The organism is Amycolatopsis sp. VC5-11, from assembly GCF_037034185.1.
GTDB classification, from domain to species: Bacteria; Actinomycetota; Actinomycetes; order Mycobacteriales; family Pseudonocardiaceae; genus Amycolatopsis; species Amycolatopsis nivea.
On record NZ_JBAGKF010000007.1, the window covers coordinates 421183 to 437624 of the forward strand.

At 70.4% G+C, this 16442-nt stretch carries 16 protein-coding genes; 8 read left to right on the forward strand and 8 right to left on the reverse strand.

Translation table 11 applies throughout. The features are described from left to right. Window positions 1-3: 3 nt before the first annotated feature. Window positions 4-1191, forward strand: a complete 1188-nt coding sequence (locus WA670_RS23615; RefSeq protein ID WP_037806370.1) for an MFS transporter — start codon at window positions 4-6, stop codon at window positions 1189-1191. A gap of 77 nt (window positions 1192-1268) precedes the next feature. On the opposite strand, the gene WA670_RS23620 is transcribed toward WA670_RS23615, so the two are convergent. After that, on the reverse strand, window positions 1269-2042 hold the full coding sequence (locus WA670_RS23620; RefSeq protein WP_238606523.1) for an alpha/beta fold hydrolase: 774 nt from the start codon (window positions 2040-2042) through the stop codon (window positions 1269-1271). 108 nt (window positions 2043-2150) lie between these two features. Here WA670_RS23620 and WA670_RS23625 point away from each other — a divergent pair, with 108 nt between their 5' ends. The 5 genes from WA670_RS23625 (at window position 2151) to WA670_RS23645 (ending at window position 7351) form a co-directional block, all read left to right on the forward strand. Continuing rightward, complete coding sequence (locus tag WA670_RS23625; RefSeq protein WP_238606522.1) at window positions 2151-2984, forward strand: helix-turn-helix domain-containing protein; 834 nt, start codon at window positions 2151-2153, stop codon at window positions 2982-2984. Window positions 2985-3090: 106 nt separating this feature from the next. Further along, the gene (locus WA670_RS23630; RefSeq protein WP_370318142.1) at window positions 3091-3489 is read left to right on the forward strand and encodes a DUF6010 family protein; all 399 of its coding nucleotides are present in this window, start codon (window positions 3091-3093) and stop codon (window positions 3487-3489) included. A 211-nt stretch (window positions 3490-3700) separates the two neighbouring features. Then, on the forward strand, window positions 3701-4147 hold the full coding sequence (locus WA670_RS23635; protein ID WP_037806367.1) for a CBS domain-containing protein: 447 nt from the start codon (window positions 3701-3703) through the stop codon (window positions 4145-4147). Between the two features lie 31 nt (window positions 4148-4178). Continuing rightward, window positions 4179-5468 (forward strand): ArsB/NhaD family transporter, encoded by a 1290-nt coding sequence (locus WA670_RS23640; protein WP_336158860.1) that lies wholly within the window; start codon window positions 4179-4181, stop codon window positions 5466-5468. 113 nt (window positions 5469-5581) lie between these two features. After that, window positions 5582-7351 carry a chloride channel protein gene (locus WA670_RS23645; protein ID WP_336158861.1) on the forward strand — a complete coding sequence of 590 codons (1770 nt, stop codon included), beginning with the start codon at window positions 5582-5584 and terminating at the stop codon, window positions 7349-7351. 208 nt (window positions 7352-7559) lie between these two features. Here the strand turns inward: WA670_RS23645 and WA670_RS23650 are convergent, their stop codons facing one another. Further along, window positions 7560-8126, reverse strand: a complete 567-nt coding sequence (locus WA670_RS23650) for a TetR/AcrR family transcriptional regulator (RefSeq protein ID WP_134662858.1) — start codon at window positions 8124-8126, stop codon at window positions 7560-7562. Between the two features lie 78 nt (window positions 8127-8204). On the opposite strand from WA670_RS23650, the gene WA670_RS23655 reads away from it, so the two are divergent. After that, the gene (locus WA670_RS23655; RefSeq protein WP_336158862.1) at window positions 8205-9146 is read left to right on the forward strand and encodes an NADP-dependent oxidoreductase; all 942 of its coding nucleotides are present in this window, start codon (window positions 8205-8207) and stop codon (window positions 9144-9146) included. A 12-nt stretch (window positions 9147-9158) separates the two neighbouring features. On the opposite strand, the gene WA670_RS23660 is transcribed toward WA670_RS23655, so the two are convergent. The 4 genes from WA670_RS23660 to WA670_RS23675 are packed head-to-tail and all read right to left on the reverse strand — an operon-like array spanning window position 9159 to window position 13202. Further along, complete coding sequence (locus WA670_RS23660; protein WP_037806362.1) at window positions 9159-9596, reverse strand: nuclear transport factor 2 family protein; 438 nt, start codon at window positions 9594-9596, stop codon at window positions 9159-9161. Window positions 9597-9611: 15 nt separating this feature from the next. Beyond that, complete coding sequence (locus tag WA670_RS23665; RefSeq protein WP_037806361.1) at window positions 9612-11354, reverse strand: FAD-dependent monooxygenase; 1743 nt, start codon at window positions 11352-11354, stop codon at window positions 9612-9614. Window positions 11355-11411: 57 nt separating this feature from the next. Continuing rightward, window positions 11412-12335, reverse strand: coding sequence for a VOC family protein (locus WA670_RS23670; RefSeq protein WP_336158863.1), 924 nt, complete (start codon window positions 12333-12335; stop codon window positions 11412-11414). 15 nt (window positions 12336-12350) lie between these two features. After that, on the reverse strand, window positions 12351-13202 hold the full coding sequence (locus WA670_RS23675) for a fumarylacetoacetate hydrolase family protein (protein WP_037806359.1): 852 nt from the start codon (window positions 13200-13202) through the stop codon (window positions 12351-12353). Between the two features lie 114 nt (window positions 13203-13316). On the opposite strand from WA670_RS23675, the gene WA670_RS23680 reads away from it, so the two are divergent. Then, window positions 13317-13997, forward strand: coding sequence for a GntR family transcriptional regulator (locus WA670_RS23680; RefSeq protein WP_037806357.1), 681 nt, complete (start codon window positions 13317-13319; stop codon window positions 13995-13997). A gap of 66 nt (window positions 13998-14063) precedes the next feature. Here WA670_RS23680 and WA670_RS23685 read toward each other — a convergent pair whose 3' ends face one another. Then, window positions 14064-15089, reverse strand: a complete 1026-nt coding sequence (locus WA670_RS23685) for an FAD-binding oxidoreductase (RefSeq protein WP_336158865.1) — start codon at window positions 15087-15089, stop codon at window positions 14064-14066. A gap of 1 nt (window position 15090) precedes the next feature. Next, on the reverse strand, window positions 15091-16320 hold the full coding sequence (locus WA670_RS23690; protein ID WP_336158867.1) for a cytochrome P450: 1230 nt from the start codon (window positions 16318-16320) through the stop codon (window positions 15091-15093). Window positions 16321-16442: the final 122 nt, after the last annotated feature.

The following is a 16442-nucleotide window of genomic DNA, read 5'->3' on the forward strand; positions in this document are numbered from 1 at the left end:
CGCATGGCAAGGTTGACCGCGGACCGGCGGGCGCTGGCGTTGATCGCCGTCGCGACGTTCGCTTCGATGAGCGTCTGGTTCTCGGCGTCGTTCGTGGTGCCGCAGCTGCAGCAGCTGTGGCACCTGACGAGCGGAGAATCCTCGCTGCTGACCATCGCGGTGCAGCTCGGGTTCGTGGCGGGAGCGCTCGCGTCCGCCGCGAGCGGCCTCGCCGACGCGGTCGCGCCCCGGAAGCTGATGTGCGCCGGGGCGCTCTGCGCGGCGGTGACGAACCTGCTTCTGTTGTGGGCACCCGGTTTCGGCACCGCCTTGGTGCTGCGGGCGCTCACCGGAGCGTGCCTCGCCGCGGTCTATCCGCCCGCGCTGAAAGAAGTTTCGTCCTGGTTCCGCAAGGGCCGCGGCACCGCGCTCGGCGTCATCATCGGCGCGCTGACGCTCGGTTCGGCCGCGCCGCAGCTGGTGAAGGCGTCGGGCGGGCTCGGCTGGCAGTCGGTGATCGCGGCGACGTCGGCGCTCACCGCGTGCGGCGGGCTGCTGGTGCTGACCGTGCGCGGCACCGGGCCGTACCCGTTCCCGCGCTCGACGTTCCGGCTCCGGTCCGCGCTCCGGGCAGTCCGCAGCCGCCCGGTGATGCTGGCCAACCTCGGCTACGCCGGGCACATGTGGGAGCTGTACGCGATGTGGGCCTGGATCGGCACATTTCTGGCCGGGCTGCAGGGCTTCTCCGGCGGACCGGACGGCGCCCGGCACGCCGCGCTCGCGGCCTTCGTCTGCATCGGAGCCGGCGCGATCGGATGCCTCGTCGGCGGCTGGATCGGCGACCGGGCGGGGCGCGCGCCGTCGGCGTTGATCAGCCTCGTGCTGTCCGGATCCACCGCGGTGGCGCTCGCCCTGCTGCGTGACATGCCGACGCCGGTCGTGGTGGTGCTGAGCGCGTTCTGGGGATTCTGGGTGATCGCCGACTCCGCCCAGTTTTCCGCGCTGGTCACCGAAACCGCCGACCCGCGTTACGTCGGCAGCGCGGTGTCGCTGCAACTGGCGCTGGGCTACGTCACCACCGCGGTGACCATCTATCTGGTGCCGGTGCTGGCCGAATCCGCGTCCTGGAGCGTCGCGCTGCTGGTGCTCGCGGCCGGACCGCTGGTGGGTGTGGTGGCGCTGCTGGCTTTCCGGCGCACCGCTGTTTCGTGAGGACTTGGCGGGGGAGACCACGCGGCAGACGGCAGTGCGGGATCCGCGCTGCGGGCGCGAGCCGCACGGAGCCGAGCTCACCGGCCCCACTCGCTCCGGAGCACCTGCGCGAGTGCGTCCGGTGCTTCCAGCGGCAGGAGGTGGCCGCTGCGGGGAAGGACGGTCATGCTCGCGTGTGCCAGGTAGGGCAGCAGGTTGTCGCGCAGCACCCCGGCCGGTTCCACCCGGTCGTGCTCGCCCGCGACGACCAGGACGGGAACGTCGATGGCGCGGGCCGCGCTCGTGATGTCCTCGGCGATCCCGTGCAGGGGCCATTCGAGGCGCGCTTCCTCGGCGCAGGCACGGGAATCCGCCACGATCCGGGCTTTGGTCTCGTCGTCCAGCGCCGTCGCGGTGAGAACGGTGTCGCGTGCGGCCGCTGTCGACTCGTCGGAGGCGTAGGCGTGCGACAGTCCTTTCTGGTACTCGGGCGTGACCGTCGCGGCGGGCTTGGCCGGTCCGGGCGCTACGAGGACGAGACCGGCGAGCCCGGCCGGACGCGCGGAAGCCGCCAGCTGCGCGACTTTGCCGCCCATCGAATGCCCGACCAGGACGTAGTCGGTCACCCCCGCGTCGGCGATCACGGCCTCGGTGTCGTGCGCGAACTGCTCCAGCGTGTACGGGCCGGGCAGTTCGCGCGAGCGTCCCCAGCCTCGGAAATCGAGGTTCAGCGCGGCGCGGTCCGGCAACCGGTCGAGCACTGGTTGCCAGGTGCGTGCCGAGCCGCCCCAGTAGTGCAAAAATACCAGCACAGGTCCGTCGCCCGGCCGGTAGTCGTAGACCGGAAGCTGGGTCGATGCGGTCGTCACCATGAGAGTTTGTCCTTTGTTGCCAGTCGAGTTGCTTGCCCTTGAGTCAACCGCCCGGTCCGCCTGGGCGCATCGTCGACGCCGGACCTGGCATGGTGAAAAATGGACTGCATGACCGGGATTCGTCAGCTCTCCTACCAGCCGCCGCAGGAGTCCGGCGCGCCGGTGGAGACGATGTCGTTCGCGCAGCTGCGGCGGCTGGACCGCGGCATGACCGAACGCGGCGACTTTCATGTGCTCGCGGTGGTCCGGCGCGGCCACGGCCGGGTTTCGGTCGACTTCGCGAGCTGTCCGCTCGCGGCCCGGAGCGTGGTGTGGATCCGGCCGGGCGTCGTGCACCGCTGGGACGACCTCGGCGACCTGGCCGGAGACCTGGTGCTGTTCGTGCCCACCGCACCGGCCACTCCCGGCAGCCGTGAACTGGCTGCGGACCCGTGGGCGGCGGCGTGCTGGACTGCCTCCGCCGCGCAGTGGCCGCTGATCAACGCCGCGCTCGCGCATCTGCGCAGCGAGGCCGGCGCTGCCCCGCAGGAACGGACCGGCGAACTGCTCGTCGTGGTGTTGTCCGCGCTGCTGCTGCGACTCGCGCCGCCCGCAGCGGACGGCGACTCCGGAGCCGGCCTCTTCCAGCAATTCCGCGTTGCGGTGGAAGAGGATTTCCGGGTCTGCCACGACGTCGCCAGCTATGCCCGCAAGCTCGGGTACGCCCCGAGAACGCTCACGCGCGCCGTCCGAGCGGCGACCGGCCGCAGTGCCAAGGACTACCTGTGCGCACGCTTGGTCCTGGAGGCCAAGCGGCTGCTCGCGCACGACCGGCTCAGCGCGGCGCGGTGCGGGCAACGCCTGGGATTCCCTGACGCCGCGAACTTCTCGGCGTTCTTCCTGCGCCAGACCGGCGTCCGCCCCGGGCAATGGCAGGCAGCGAACCTGGCCCGACGCGAATAGCGTCGCGACGGGTGAGCAAGCGGGCGCTCCGCTGGCCAGAACCCGGCGAAAAGTGTCGTCGTAGCCAGTTATGCGCAGGCGCCCGCGACCTTAGCGTGAAAAGGTGATCATCGTTTCCGCCGTGCTCATCGGCATTGCTTACACTCTGCTCAATTCCTTTCTCGCCGAGCCGTACCGCCGCCGTTTCAACGCGATCATGGTCGCTGGCGCGGGTGCCGCCTACCTGAGCAGCGGCGCGTTCGGCCCGTGGGAGCTGGCGTTCGCCGCCGCGGTGACCTACTGCGCCTATCGCGGTCTGGAATCCTGGGCTTTCATCGGGGTCGCCTGGCTGCTGCACACGACGCTGGACGTGCTGCACCACCTCAAAGGCGCGCCGATCCTGCCGTTCGCGCACACGTCGTCGCTGGGCTGCGCCATCTGCGACCCGGTGATCGCGATCTGGTGCTTCACCGGCGGCCCGTCCGTGAAGGAAGCTCGCGCGAAACTCGTGTCCGTGCGGGCCTGATCCCGCGGCACTCCCCAGACCGGCCCGGTTTGCTCCGGGCCGGTCTTTGCGGCATCTTTACGCGTGGTGTGCCGGGAAGTCTGGTCGGCCTGCCCGTGCCCAGCCGGGCGACGGGCGGTCCGGTCGACCCCGAGGAGCCCCATGGCGTCAGGCGTGCGGAAAGAAATCGCGAGTTCCGGCGGAGCGGCCCGGTCCGCCGTAGCCTGGGGGCATGCGCGCAGCGGAGCTGGCCGAGGAGTTCCCGGTCGTCGATCTCGATGCGGACGCGCTGGCGGCCGCGCGGCTGCTGGCGGAGCACCGGTTGCCGGGGCTGGTGGTGACGGAAGCTTCCGGCTGCCCGCACACGGTGCTGCCCGCGTCCGACGTCGTGCAGTTCCTCGTGCCGCCTTACGTGCGCGACGATCCGTCGCTGGCGGGGGTGCTCAGCGAGTCGATGGCGGACCGCGTCGCGGACAAGCTGGGCGGGCGCACGGTGCGCGAGTTGCTGCCGGACGAACCGCGCGAGCTGCCGAGGGTGGACGCCGACGACACGATCGTGGAGGTCGCCGCGACGATGGCCCGGCTGCGCTGCCCGCTCGTGGCGGTCATGCAGGACCGGACACTGCTCGGCGTGGTGTCCGCGTCGCGGCTGCTGGAGCACGCGCTGACGCCTCGCTGATTCCCGCGCGACCGAGCCGGGCGGCCCTCCGGTGAGCGCGGTCATCGCGGTCGTCGTGTTCGCGGTGGCGTATGTGTTCATCGCGACCGAGAAGATCCCGAAGATGACCGCCGCGCTGGCCGGGGCGGGCGTGGTGCTCGCGACCGGGGTGTCCGGGTCGGCGGACGCGTTCTTCTCCGAGGACACCGGCGTCGACTGGAACGTGCTGTTCCTGCTGCTCGGCATGATGATCATCGTCGGGATCCTGCGCCGGACCGGGGTGTTCGAGTTCGTCGCGATCTGGGCGGCCAAGCGCGCCAAGGGGTCGCCGCTGCGGATCATGCTGCTGCTGGTGCTGATCACCGCGGTCGCCTCGGCGTTCCTGGACAACGTGACGACGGTGCTGCTCATCGCCCCGGTGACGCTGCTGGTGTGCGACCGGCTCGACATCAGCCCGGTCCCGTTCCTGATCGCCGAGGTCCTCGCCTCCAACATCGGTGGCACCGCGACGCTCATCGGGGATCCGCCGAACATCATCATCGGCAGCCGCGCGGGCTTGGCGTTCAACGACTTCCTGCTGAACCTGACGCCGATCGTCGCGATCGAACTCGTCGTGCTGGGACTGGTGCTGCCGTGGCTGTTCCGCGGTTCGTTCTCAGTGGACCCGCAACGGGTCGCCGACGTCATGGCGCTCAAGGAACGCGAGGCCATCCGGGACCCGAAGCTGCTGCTCAAGTCCGGTGTCGTGCTGCTGCTGGTGTTCGCGGGGTTCGTGCTGCATTCGGTGGTGCACCTGGACCCGTCGGTGGTCGCGCTGCTCGGTGCGGGCTTACTCGTGCTGGTGTCCGGCACGGCGCCGAAGCAGTATCTGGCCGGGGTGGAGTGGGAGACCCTGCTGTTTTTCGCGGGGTTGTTCATCATGATCGGAGCGCTGGTCAAGACCGGGGTGATCGACTGGCTGGCCAAGCTCGCCGCCGGAGCCACCGGCGGGAACGCGCTGCTGGCGGTCTTCCTGATCCTCGGGGTGTCCGCGCTGCTGTCCGGCGTGATCGACAACATTCCTTACGTGGCAACGATGTCGCCGCTCGTGCTGGCGCTGACCCACGACATTCCGGATCCGGCGCACTCCGAAGCGCTGTGGTGGTCGCTGGCCCTCGGCGCGGACTTCGGCGGCAACATGACGGCGGTCGGCGCGAGCGCCAACGTGGTGGTGCTGGGCCTCGCCGCCCGGGCCGGAGCGCCGATCTCGTTCTGGGAGTTCACCAAGAAAGGCGCGATCGTCACGGTGCTCACCGTGCTCGTCGCCGCGCCTTATCTGTGGTTGCGCTACTTCGTGTTCTGATCCGCTCGTCGGAGAAACCTCCGACGGCGGGCAAAGCGGACGAAAACCCTTAGTGCGCTTGGTGTGAGCGATCCCGCAACCATGTCCGTGCGCAATTGTTGCATACTGCATCAATGTCGTCGGGTGAGAGTGCGGGGAAACGCGGGCTGGTCGTGCCGGTGCGCCAGCCGGTAGGCCGGTGGGTGCGGGAGAGCCGGGCGGGGCTGGTCGGGCTGGCGGTGCTGATCGGCGCGGGCGCCGGTTTGGGCGCGGTGGTGTTCCGGTGGTTGATCACCACGTTCACGCACGTGTTTTCCGGGCACGCGGACTATTCGGCGGCCGGACGCGAGGCGCATTCGTGGTTCCCCGCGCTGGGTCCGTGGTTTTTGTTGCTGGCCCCGGTGTTGGCGGGGTTGGTGTACGGGCCGTTGGTGTACCGGTTCGCTCCGGAGGCGCGGGGGCACGGGGTGCCGGAGGTGATGTACGCGGTCGCGGAGCGGGGCGGGCGGATTCCGGTGCAGGTGAGCGTGGTGAAGGCGCTGGCGTCGGCGTTGACGATCGGCTCCGGCGGTTCGGTGGGCCGGGAAGGCCCGATCGTGCAGATCGGATCCGCGCTGGGTTCGGCGCTGGGCCGGGCGGCGCGGCTGCCGGAGTCGCGGCTGCGGGTGCTGGTGGCGTGCGGCGCGGCGGGCGGGATCGCGGCAACCTTCAACGCACCGCTGGCCGGTCCGTTCTTCGCGATGGAACTGATCCTGCGGGATTTCGCGGCGGAGTCGTTCGGGGCGGTGGTGCTGGCGAGCGTGACGGCGAGCGTGGTGGGGCGGGCGGTGCTGGGGAACGCGCCGTTCCTGGATCTGCCGCCGTTCTCGTTGCGGAGTCCGGTGGAGTATCTGCTGTTCGTGGTGCTGGGGTTGGTGGTCGGCGCGTGCGGGGTGCTGTTCACGCGGGTGCTGTACTGGATCGAGGATTTGTGCGACCGGTTGTGGCGGGGTCCGGAGTGGCTGCGCCCGGCGGTGGGCGGGATCTTCCTCGGCGGGCTGCTGCTGGCGCTGCCGCAGATGTACGGGGTGGGCTATCCCGTGCTGCAGAACGCGGTCGAGGGCAAGTACCTGTTCGGTTTCCTGCTGGTGCTGATGCTGGGGAAGATCGTGGCGACCAGTCTGACGATCGGGATCGGCGGGTCGGGCGGGGTGTTCGCGCCGTCGTTGTTCATCGGGGCGATGGCGGGCACGGCGTTCGGGATCGCGGTGCACGCGTTGTTCCCGTCGGTGACCGCGTCGCCGGGGGTGTACGGGCTGATCGGGATGGGCGCGGCGTTCGCCGGTTCGGCGCGGGCCCCGATCACGGCGGTGATCGTGCTGTTCGAGCTGACCGGGCAGTACACGGTGATTCTGCCGATGCTGACCGCGATCGTGATCGCGACCGCCGTGAGCAAGGCTTTGAGCCGGGACACGATCTATACGCTCAAACTGCGCCGTCGCGGCATCGATCTGGACAAACACCCGTCCGCGCAACGACTGGCGGGCACCAAGGTCTCCGCGGTCACCGAACCGCTTCCGGAGCCGCTGCGGGAGAACCTGCCGCTGGAACTGGCCGCGCACGCGCTCGCCTTGTCCGGCCACGGAATCCTGCCGGTGATCGACGAGGACGGCCGCTACCAGGGCTGTGCCACCGCCCGCGCGGTCGCCGAGGCGGTGGCCGAGGACCAGGCGGGCCAGGTGGGCGATCTCGCCGAGTTGCCGCCGCTGGTGACGAGCGATTCCACGCTTGCCGATGCGCTCGACGCGCTTGCCCAGGCTCCGGGGACTGGGCTTCCGGTGCTGACCGGGACTGATGAGCTGACCGGGTGGATCACGCACCAGTCGGTGTTGAGCGCGCTGGAGCCCGCGACGGCTAGGCGGTAGCCCGGAGCCCGTCCAGCAGCCGATCTGCCATCGCCTTGTGCTCGGCGGAACCGGTCACGGGATCCTGCCGGTGATCGACGAGGACGGCCGCTACCCGAAGCGGTGGCCGAGGACCAGGCCGGTCAAGTGGGCGACCTCGCCGAGCTGCCGCCGCTGACCGGCTGGATCACGCACCAGTCGGTGTTGAGCGCACTGGAGCCCCCGACGGCTAGGCGGTAGCCCGGAGCCCGTCCAGCAAAAGGTCCAGCAGCCGACCCGCCATCGCCTTGTGTTCGGCGGAACCGGCCACGGTGAAGATGCCGATGAGTGCGGCAGCGATGTCTTCGGCGGGGACGTCGGCGCGGAGTTCGCCGCTGGCGCGCCCGGCTTCGAGGAGGCCGTCGATGGCGGCGAGAAGTTCGGTTCTCGTGTGGGCGTGCGCGATCTCGCCGGATTCGACCATCGCGAGCAGCGTGTCCAGCATGCCGTTCTTGGTGGCGATCCAGTCCCCGAACAGGTCCATCCAGCGGCGCAGCGCGGCTGCCGGGCCGAGGCGGGCGAGCAGGTCCTCGGCGCCGGCGGTGAGCCGCGAGACCTGGTCCTGGTAGACCGCGTCGACCAGCGACTCGCGGGTGGGGAAGTGCCGGTAGAGGGTGGCGATGCCGACCCCGGCCTCGGCGGCGATCGCGCGCATCGACGGCTCGGTCCCGGCCGCGGCGAACAGCCGGGTCGCGACGTCCAGCAGTTGCCGGCGGTTGCGGGTCGCGTCTGCCCGGGGGGACTTCGCGGCAGCCAAAACGGATCACGCTCCACTTGTGCTAGATTCGAGGACGTAAACGGAGCATAGTCCGTTTCCTGGAATCGGAGGAGCCACGTGAGCGGGAAAGAAGCGAGCCGGGCGGTGCAGTTCGAGACCTTCGGCGGGCCGGAGGCTCTGAGGGTGCGCGAAGTGCCAGTGCCGCAGGCCGGTCCGGGGCAGCTTCGCGTGCGGGTCGCCGCGGCGGGGCTGAACCCGATGGACTGGTTCATGACCTCGGACGCGGAGACCGCCGCGCGGTTCGGGCTGAGCCTGCCGTGCGGGTTCGGCACCGATTACGCCGGGACCGTGGACCAGATCGGCGACGGCGTGACCGAGTTCGCGGTCGGCGACCGGGTGTTCGGCGGCGCGCTGTCCCGTGCGGTCGCCGATTACGTCGTCGTGGACGTCGCGGGAACCATCGCGGTGGGCGGCGATGCGCACCGCACCCCGGACGGCGTCGACGACCGCACCGCTGCCGCGCTGGCGATCGCGGGCTGCACGGCGGCCGCGGCGCTGGCGGTGGTCAACCCGGGCCCGGGCGACACGGTGCTGGTCGGCGGCGCGGGAGGCGGGGTCGGCGTGTTCGCTGTCCAGCTCGCCCGCCTCGCCGGTGCGCGAGTGATCGGGACGGGGTCGGCGTCCTCGGCCGACGCCCTGCGCGCGCTGGGGGCCGAGCCGGTCGCTTATGGCGACGGCTTGGTCGACCGGGTCCGTGCGCTGGCACCCGCCGGCGTCACCGCGGCCATGGATCTGCATGGGGCGGAAACGGCGCGGGCGGCCCGCGAACTCGGTGTGCCGGACGAACGCATCACCACCATCGCCGGCCAGATCGACGGGATCACTCCGGCGAACGGGGCCAACGCCGCGCCCGGCGCCATCGAGGAGATCGCCGAGCTGGTGGCGGCGGGACGGCTCCGGGTGCCGATCGCGGCGAGCTTCCCGGTCGAGGAGATCCGGGCCGCGGTCGAGCTGCAGTCGGGGCGGCACGTGCACGGCAAGGTCGTCATCGACCTCTGAACGCGGAACGGCTCACGCGCTGGCGTTCCGCAGCCACGGGTAACGACCCGAGTCCGCGTCGCCGTAGTCCGGGTCGAGATAAATGTGCAGGCGCTGGATGCGGCCGTCGCGGATTTCGAACACATTGCAGAAGCGGCCGCCCAGTCCCTCGGTCGCCCGCCACGAGGTGCCGTCGGCGAGCACGCCGTGGGTGATGCCTTCGACGACGATGTGATCGCCCTGCTGAATGTAGTTGAAGTAGGGCACCTCGTGGACGATCGAGGAGAACAGCACGAACACGTCCGCGAACAGCTGCTTGATCTCGGCGATGCCGCGCGCGGGTTCGTGCTTCGGGAAGTAGACGTAGGCGTTGTCGGCGAAGAGGCCGAGGAAGTCCTCGCCCGCGTCCATGTCCTTGAAATACGTTTCGGCGATTGCCTTGCGGTCGACGGTGACTTCGTTGTGCACCATGACATTTCCTTCCGGTTATCGAGCAAGCACCTGGCGGAGCACGTCGCGCAGCGTCCCGAGGGGATCGTCGGCGAGGTCGGCGCTGCGCCAGGCGACGTGGTGGTCCGGGCGGACAAGCAGGCAGCCGCGTTCGCTGATCTCGCGCACGCGCTCCCAGTCGCCCAGCGGGTCGGTGTATTCGCAGCCGAGACCGATCTGGCGGGAAGCCAGTTCGATCCCGAATTCGGTGGCGAGCTTGGCCGCCGCTTCCAGCCAGTCCTGTCCGCCGATGCCGGTGAGCACGGTGAACTGGCCGTGACCGGTGATGTCCATAGTGGACACGGGAGTTCCGGCGTGTTCGAGCCACGCGTGCGGCAAGCGGGCGCCGGGCTGGGTGGTGGCCTGGTAGTACAGCTCCGGGTCGCGGGCGGGGGACGGCCATGGCGTGCCGTCGGAGGCTACCGCGGCCGAGGCGTAGCGCTGGCCGAGTTCGACGCCGTGCGCGTTGAACTGGTAGTTCTGCAGTTCGACTGCCGCGCGCAGTTCGGCGCGGCGGGCGCGGCCGTCCGGGGTGTCCGCGGTGAGGCCGTCGAGGCTGCGCCATCCCTCCTCGGAAGTCTGGCCGGGACGGAAGCCGAATGCCTGCGAAATCGGCCGCATGTCCTCGACGCTGCGCATAGCGCGGTCGACCACCTGCTTGCCGACCGGCTGCCGTTCCGCGTCGTAGGTGTCCAGCAACGCTTCCCCGGCCTCGCCGCGGACTACCGCGGCGAGTTTCCAGGCCAGGTTGAACGCGTCCTGCACCGAGGTGTTCGTGCCGAGGCCGTTCGCGGGCGGATGCCGATGCGCGGCGTCCCCGGCGAGGAACACGCGGTCGCGCCGGTACGAACGCGCGACCAGGTGGTTGATCTGCCATTCGCTGACGGCCTTGATCCGGACCTCGACGTCCGGGTCGCCGATGATGGTCGACGCTCGCGCGCGGACGGCGTCGGGGGAGAGGTCGGGCTCGCCTTCGGCCGGGTCGTACATGAAGAGCATGACCCATTCGGTCCACGGTTTGACGCAGATGAACGTGCCCGAGCCGACCCAGTAGTCGTTGCCCGGCTGGCACATCCAGTACAGCGTCCCGGGCCGGTGCGCGGTGTAGCGGGTGAGATCGGCTTCCAGCCACACATTCGCGGCGCGGCCGAGCCCGGACTCGCCGTCGAATACGAAGCCGAGCTGGTCGGCCACGGTGCTGCGGCCGCCGTCCGCGCCGATCGCGTACCGCGCGACGATTTCCTGCTCAGCACCGGTTTCCCGGTTGAGGACCACCGCGTGGACCGCGTCCGCCATCTGCGAGATCCGCACCAGTTCGGTCGAGAACCGGAGGTCGGCACCGTGCCGCTCGGCTCCCGCGCGGAGCACCGGCTCGAGGATGTGCTGCGGGATGTTGCACATCGCGCTGGGGCTGGCGGCAGCATAGTCGGCGTGCCGCGCGGTGCCGCTGCCCCAGGTCTTGAGCCGGGCCAGTTCCTGTCCGGCGAAGCTGGTCGCCCAGACGTTGTCGCCCATGAGCTCGTTGGGCACCGCGACTTCCCGCACGGCGTCCTCGATGCCGAGGTCGCGGAAGACTTCCATGGTGCGCTGGTTGGTGATGTGGGCCCGCGGGGAATGCGCGGTGCCCGGGTATTTGGTGATCGTGACGGCATGCACGCGCTGCGCGGCGAGCAGGGCGGACGCGGTCAGGCCGGCGGGGCCGGCGCCGACCACCAGTACGTCGGTTTCGAAAGAAGGCATGACGGATCGACCTCCTGGGCCGCGCCCAGTCAGCGGGAAGGAAGGGGGACGGCCGGGTCAGCCGGCCTGGTGCGCGCCGGTCATGAGCGCGGCGAGATCGTCGGGGCGCAGGAACGACGGCGGGGGCGGCGGGCCCCAGTTGAACAGGCCCTTGGCGCCTTCCAGCGTCTCCGGCGTCCAGAGCTGGTCGTCGAGGATGCTGTCCATGTCGGAGTAGTACTCGGAGAAGTTGCCCGCGGGATCCTTGAGGTACCAGAAGAAATTCGACCCGGCGTGGTGGCGGCCGAGGCCCCACACGTGCCGTTCCGGATGGTCCTCCAGCATCGCGGTCGCGCCGCGGCCGACCTCGTCGACGTCCTCGACCTGCCACGACGTGTGGTGCAGGAAGGCGACCGGCGCGGCGAGCGCGAGCACGTTGTGGTGGTCGGTCGAGCAGCGCATGAAAGCGCCGTGCCCCTTGATCGCGTCGCTGGTCTTGAAGCCCAGGCCGGCGGTGAAGAACCGGATCGTGCGCTCGTGGTCGGGGGAACCGACGACGACGTGGCCGAGCTTGCGCGGACGCACCGGTCCGGTGCGCAGCACGCCGGGCGCCCGCGTGCTCGTGCGCTCCAGCCTCCCGGGTCCGTTGTACGGCGTGGGCGGCTCGGGATCCTGGTGCAGCCGTTCGGCGATCCGCACGACCACCTGGAATCCGGTGACCGGTTCGCGGGTGACCAGCGTGCCGCCCGCGATGTCGGCCTGGATGTCCAAAGAGGACAGCTGGCCGCGGATGCGGGCGAGATCGTCCGGGTCGTCCGCGCCGATGCTCAGCTCCATCAGCCGCCGCCGCGGCGCGTGGACGATCTTCAGCTGACGGCCGCCGTCGCGGGTGCTGAACCAGCCGTCGGCGTCCTCGGCGAGCCCGAAATCGCGGTAGTAGCGGGCGGTCGCGGCGACGTCGGGCACGCCGACGACGAGCGAGTTCAACCGGTGCAGTCCCATTGTCCAGCCCTTTCGCTAAGCGGCGACCATCCGCTGCCGCAGTTCGCCGATGCCGTGGACGTAGCTGACGAGCTGGTCGCCCGCCTTGAGGTAGCGCTGCGGCGTGCGGCCCATGCCGACGCCGGACGGGGTGCCGGTGAAGATGACGTCGCCGGGCAGCAACGGGGTCACCGCGGACAGCCGGGCGATCAGCGCGGGCACGGAGAACACCATCTGCGAGGTGCGGCCCTTCTGCACCTGCTCGCCGTTGACGAGCGCGCCGAGTTCGAGGTCGTCGCGATCCGGCAGCTCGTCCGGCGACACGACCACCGGGCCGAGCGGCCCGAACCCGGGATGGGACTTGGCGAGGCTGAACTGCGGGGCCGGTCCGGCCAGCTGCAGCAGCCGTTCGGAGATGTCCTGCCCGACGGTCAGCCCGGCGACGCAGTCCCAAGCCTGCTCCTCGGCGACTCGTTCGGCGCGCTTGCCGACGACCGCGACGAGTTCGACCTCCCAGTCGACGTGTCCGCCGTCCGGGATGACGACGTCGCCGTACGGGCCGCTGAGGCAGGTCGGGAACTTGGTGAACACCGGCGGCGTCTCGGGCACCGCGAAGGACGATTCGGCCGCGTGGTCGGCGTAGTTGAGGCCGATCGCGAACACCTGGCGCGGCGCCGGGACCGGATTGCCCAGCTGCTCGTCGCTGACCGGCCGTTCGAGCGCGTGGCCCGCGCCGATCGTCGCGGCGAATTCCGACAGCTCCGCCCAGCGCTCGTAGGCCTGCTGGACGTCCGGGCCGAACCGCCCGCCGCTGGCCTCGGCCGCGTCCACCGCCTTTCCCGGTGCGGTGACCAGTGCCAGTCGTCCGTCCACAGTGGCGACTTTCATGCGGGGCTCCTTCGCGTCCGGCTTCGGTGCCCTCCAGTTGTACGCGCTGAGATTCGATGAGGCAACAAACTTTCGAAAGTTGCCAGAGGATTCGTATCCGCTAGAGTGGACGCCATGGCAGGGGACACGACGCGCGCCGAGGGCGTCTACCAGCAGCTCCGGGCGGACATCCTGGGCGGCCGGATGATTCCCGGGCAGCGCCTCAAGTTTCCCGAACTGTGCGAGCGGTACTCGACGAGCGTCGGCGCGGCCCGCGAGGCGCTCACCCGGTTGACCGCCGAGGGGCTGGTGAAAACCAGGCCGCACCTTGGCTACACGGTCACGCCGCTGTCGCACGAGGATCTCGCAGACCTGACGAAGGCGCGCCTGGAGATCGAATCGCTGGTGCTGCGGCTGTCGATCCTCGAAGGCGACGTGCAGTGGGAGGCCCGCGCGGTGGCCGCGCACCACCTGCTGGAGCGGACCCCGTTCACCGACCCCGTCGACCCGGACCGCCCTGCCGACGCCTGGGTCGCCGCGCACTCCGACTTCCACCTGGCCCTGTTCGACGGCTGCCGCAACCGCAGGCTGGTCGCCACCGCGCGCGGGCTGCGCGAGGAAGCCGAGCTGTACCGGCAGTGGTCAGTCTCGTTCGGACAGGAACCCGACCGGGACGTGCCGGGCGAGCACAAGGCGATCCTCGAAGCGGCACTGGCGCGCGACGCGGACCTGGCGGCCGAACGGCTCCGGGACCACATCGCGCACACGGCGCAGCTGCTGATCAGCTGCGCCGAGGACGAACCGAACCGGCCTTGACCCGGAACTCGGCGCTGCGGTCCGTGAAGGGCTCCTTGAGGGAATCTGGTTCCCTCAAGGAGCCCTTCACGGACTTGAGGTGGCGGCAGCGGCCGGAGTGAAGTTCTCCCGGTGGATCATCCGCGGCGCCATGCGGCGGCGTTTGAACGCCTTCACGCCGGCGTCGACCATCGGCGGCGGCCCGCAGAGCCAGCCGGACCAGCCGCGGGCGCTGGGGACGTCCTCGAGGAACTGGTCGGTCGGGAAACCGGTGCGATACGTGCTGTTCCCGGGTTCGTGCGACAGCACCGGAAGGAACGAGAAACCCGGGTAGCTGTCGGCGAGTTCGGCCATCAGGTCGAGGTCGTAGAGGTCGGCCGCACCGCGAACTCCGTGGTACAGCACCACTTTCCGGCTCGGGTCCCGGGACAGCGCGGTGCGGGCCAGCCCGATCAGCGGGGCGAGGCCGGTGCCGCCGCCGATGAGCGCCATCGGGTCGCCGTCGTCCTCGTCCTCGGGCGGCAGGAAGAAATCGCCGAGCGGGCCGGTGACCTGGACCTGTTCTCCGACGGAGAGCCCCGCGAAGATCCACTGTTCGGTGGCCGCCCCGCCGGGCACCAGACGGACGTGCAGTTCCAGGACCTTGTCCTCGTCGGCGGTGTTGACCAGCGAGTACTGGCGGCGCACGCCGGTGCCGGGCACGGTCAGCTCGACGTACTGGCCCGCGTTGAACGCCAGCGGTTCGGGCAGGCCGAGCCGCAGCCGTCGGGTGTCGCGGGCGATGTCCTGGATTTCGCGGACGGTCGCGGTGAGATCGCGCAACGGGTGCGTAGCCCGGGCGGCGCCGCCTGAGGTTTCGACGACGACGTTCGAGCGGAGCCGGGCCTGGCAGGCCAGTGCCAGGCCCGCCGCCCGCTCGTCCTCGGTCAGGGTGTCGGCGGGGGAGTCGCGGTGGTCGACGGCGCCGTCGACCACGCGCAGCTTGCAGGTGCCGCAGGTGCCCTGGTTGCAGGAGTTCGGCATCCAGACGCCGGCGCGGAGGAAGGCGTCGAGCATCGGCTGGTCCGGCCCGCACGCCACTTCCCGGCCGCCGACGGTCGCGGTGAAGGACATGTCAGGCCTCCCAGGCGACGTGCAGCGACGTCGGCCCGCGGAAACCCCAGCCCCAGAACTCGACGTCCGAGGAGGTGTCGCGCTCGAGGTTCGGGATCGACTCGAACAGTTCCTCCAGCGCGATCCGCATGACGTGGTTGGCGAAGTAGATCCCGGCGCAGGCATGGTTCCCGGCGCCGAACGCCAGGTGCGGCAGCGGGGGACGGTGCAGGTCGTAGCGGGTCGGGGCCTCGTAGACGCCGGTGTCGTGGTTGGCCGAGCCGTAGGACAGGATCACCGGCGTGCCCGCGGGCAGGTCGACCCCGGCGACGGTGACCGCCTTGGTCGAGATCCGCGCGGTGGCCGACCAGATCGGCGAGGTCCAGCGCATCCCCTCGGAGATCGCGCGGGGGATCAGCGCCGGGTCGTCCACGACCTGCTCGAGCTGGTCGGGTTCGCTGAACAGGCCGGTCAGCGTCGAGGCCATGCCGTGGCCCGGTTCCTGCATCGCACCGAGCAGGTACACATAGATCGTCGGGTAGATGTATTCGCGGTCGCGGGTCTTGCCCGGCGGCATCCCGTCGTGCAGCCAGTGCGAGATCGCGGTGTCGGCGGGTTCGGCGATCCACCGGTCGATCAGCGGGTCGACCGTCGCCTGGATCTCGGCCTTCGCCTCGTCGCCCTGGACGAACCCCTCCGGGTTGGCGAATTCGCCGTCCTCGGTCATCGCCGCGTTGGTGAAGGACCGGCTCAGTTTCGCGAACCATTCGCGCAGTTTGTCCGAGCTGACGCTCTGCAGCCAGAGCAGGTCGCCGAGGGAACGGACGCTGACCGGTTCGCAGTACTGGGAGACGAGTTCCGCGCGGCCGTCGTTCTCGAACTTCTCCAGGTAGCCGCGGGCGATGGGGCGGACGAGGTCGTCGATCCACCGGTCGACCTCGACCGGCTGCAGCGCGGGCTCGACCATCGAGCGCAGGTCGGCGTGGATGTCGCCGTTCACCCCGATGATCGCCGGATGGCCGAAGGTACGTCCGCCGGCCGGGGTGATGACGGCTTCGAAGTCTGGGCTGGTGGCGATCTCGCGGCAGATCTCCGCGGTCGTCGCCACGTATGAGCCGAGCACCGGCACGTACGCCAGCGGGGCCTCGCGGCGCAGCCGTTCGTACGGCTCGTACGGGTTGCGCTCCAGCTGGGCCATGGTGATGTCGTCGATCCAGGACAGGTCCGGGGCGGTGGTGCTGTTCGTCGTCATTGACGCGGCCTCCTTCGTGCGTGGTGGGGCGAAGGTAGGTCCGCGCGGGCAGCGCCCACGACACGCGAAGCGCGGATCCAGTACGGATCGCGCGACGAATCCGGCGCTCCGCCGCTGATCAG

Bases quoted from the DNA above. Each gene is read 5' to 3' on its own strand.
- WA670_RS23615 (WP_037806370.1), top strand. From the start codon at position 4: ATGGCAAGGTTGACCGCGGACCGGCGGGCGCTGGCGTTGATCGCCGTC.
- WA670_RS23620 (WP_238606523.1), bottom strand. From the start codon at position 2,042: ATGGTGACGACCGCATCGACCCAGCTTCCGGTCTACGACTACCGGCCG.
- WA670_RS23625 (WP_238606522.1), top strand. From the start codon at position 2,151: ATGACCGGGATTCGTCAGCTCTCCTACCAGCCGCCGCAGGAGTCCGGC.
- WA670_RS23635 (WP_037806367.1), top strand. From the start codon at position 3,701: ATGCGCGCAGCGGAGCTGGCCGAGGAGTTCCCGGTCGTCGATCTCGAT.
- WA670_RS23645 (WP_336158861.1), top strand. From the start codon at position 5,582: ATGTCGTCGGGTGAGAGTGCGGGGAAACGCGGGCTGGTCGTGCCGGTG.
- WA670_RS23660 (WP_037806362.1), bottom strand. From the start codon at position 9,596: ATGGTGCACAACGAAGTCACCGTCGACCGCAAGGCAATCGCCGAAACG.
- WA670_RS23665 (WP_037806361.1), bottom strand. From the start codon at position 11,354: ATGCCTTCTTTCGAAACCGACGTACTGGTGGTCGGCGCCGGCCCCGCC.
- WA670_RS23670 (WP_336158863.1), bottom strand. From the start codon at position 12,335: ATGGGACTGCACCGGTTGAACTCGCTCGTCGTCGGCGTGCCCGACGTC.
- WA670_RS23675 (WP_037806359.1), bottom strand. From the start codon at position 13,202: ATGAAAGTCGCCACTGTGGACGGACGACTGGCACTGGTCACCGCACCG.
- WA670_RS23680 (WP_037806357.1), top strand. From the start codon at position 13,317: ATGGCAGGGGACACGACGCGCGCCGAGGGCGTCTACCAGCAGCTCCGG.
- WA670_RS23685 (WP_336158865.1), bottom strand. From the start codon at position 15,089: ATGTCCTTCACCGCGACCGTCGGCGGCCGGGAAGTGGCGTGCGGGCCG.
- WA670_RS23690 (WP_336158867.1), bottom strand. From the start codon at position 16,320: ATGACGACGAACAGCACCACCGCCCCGGACCTGTCCTGGATCGACGAC.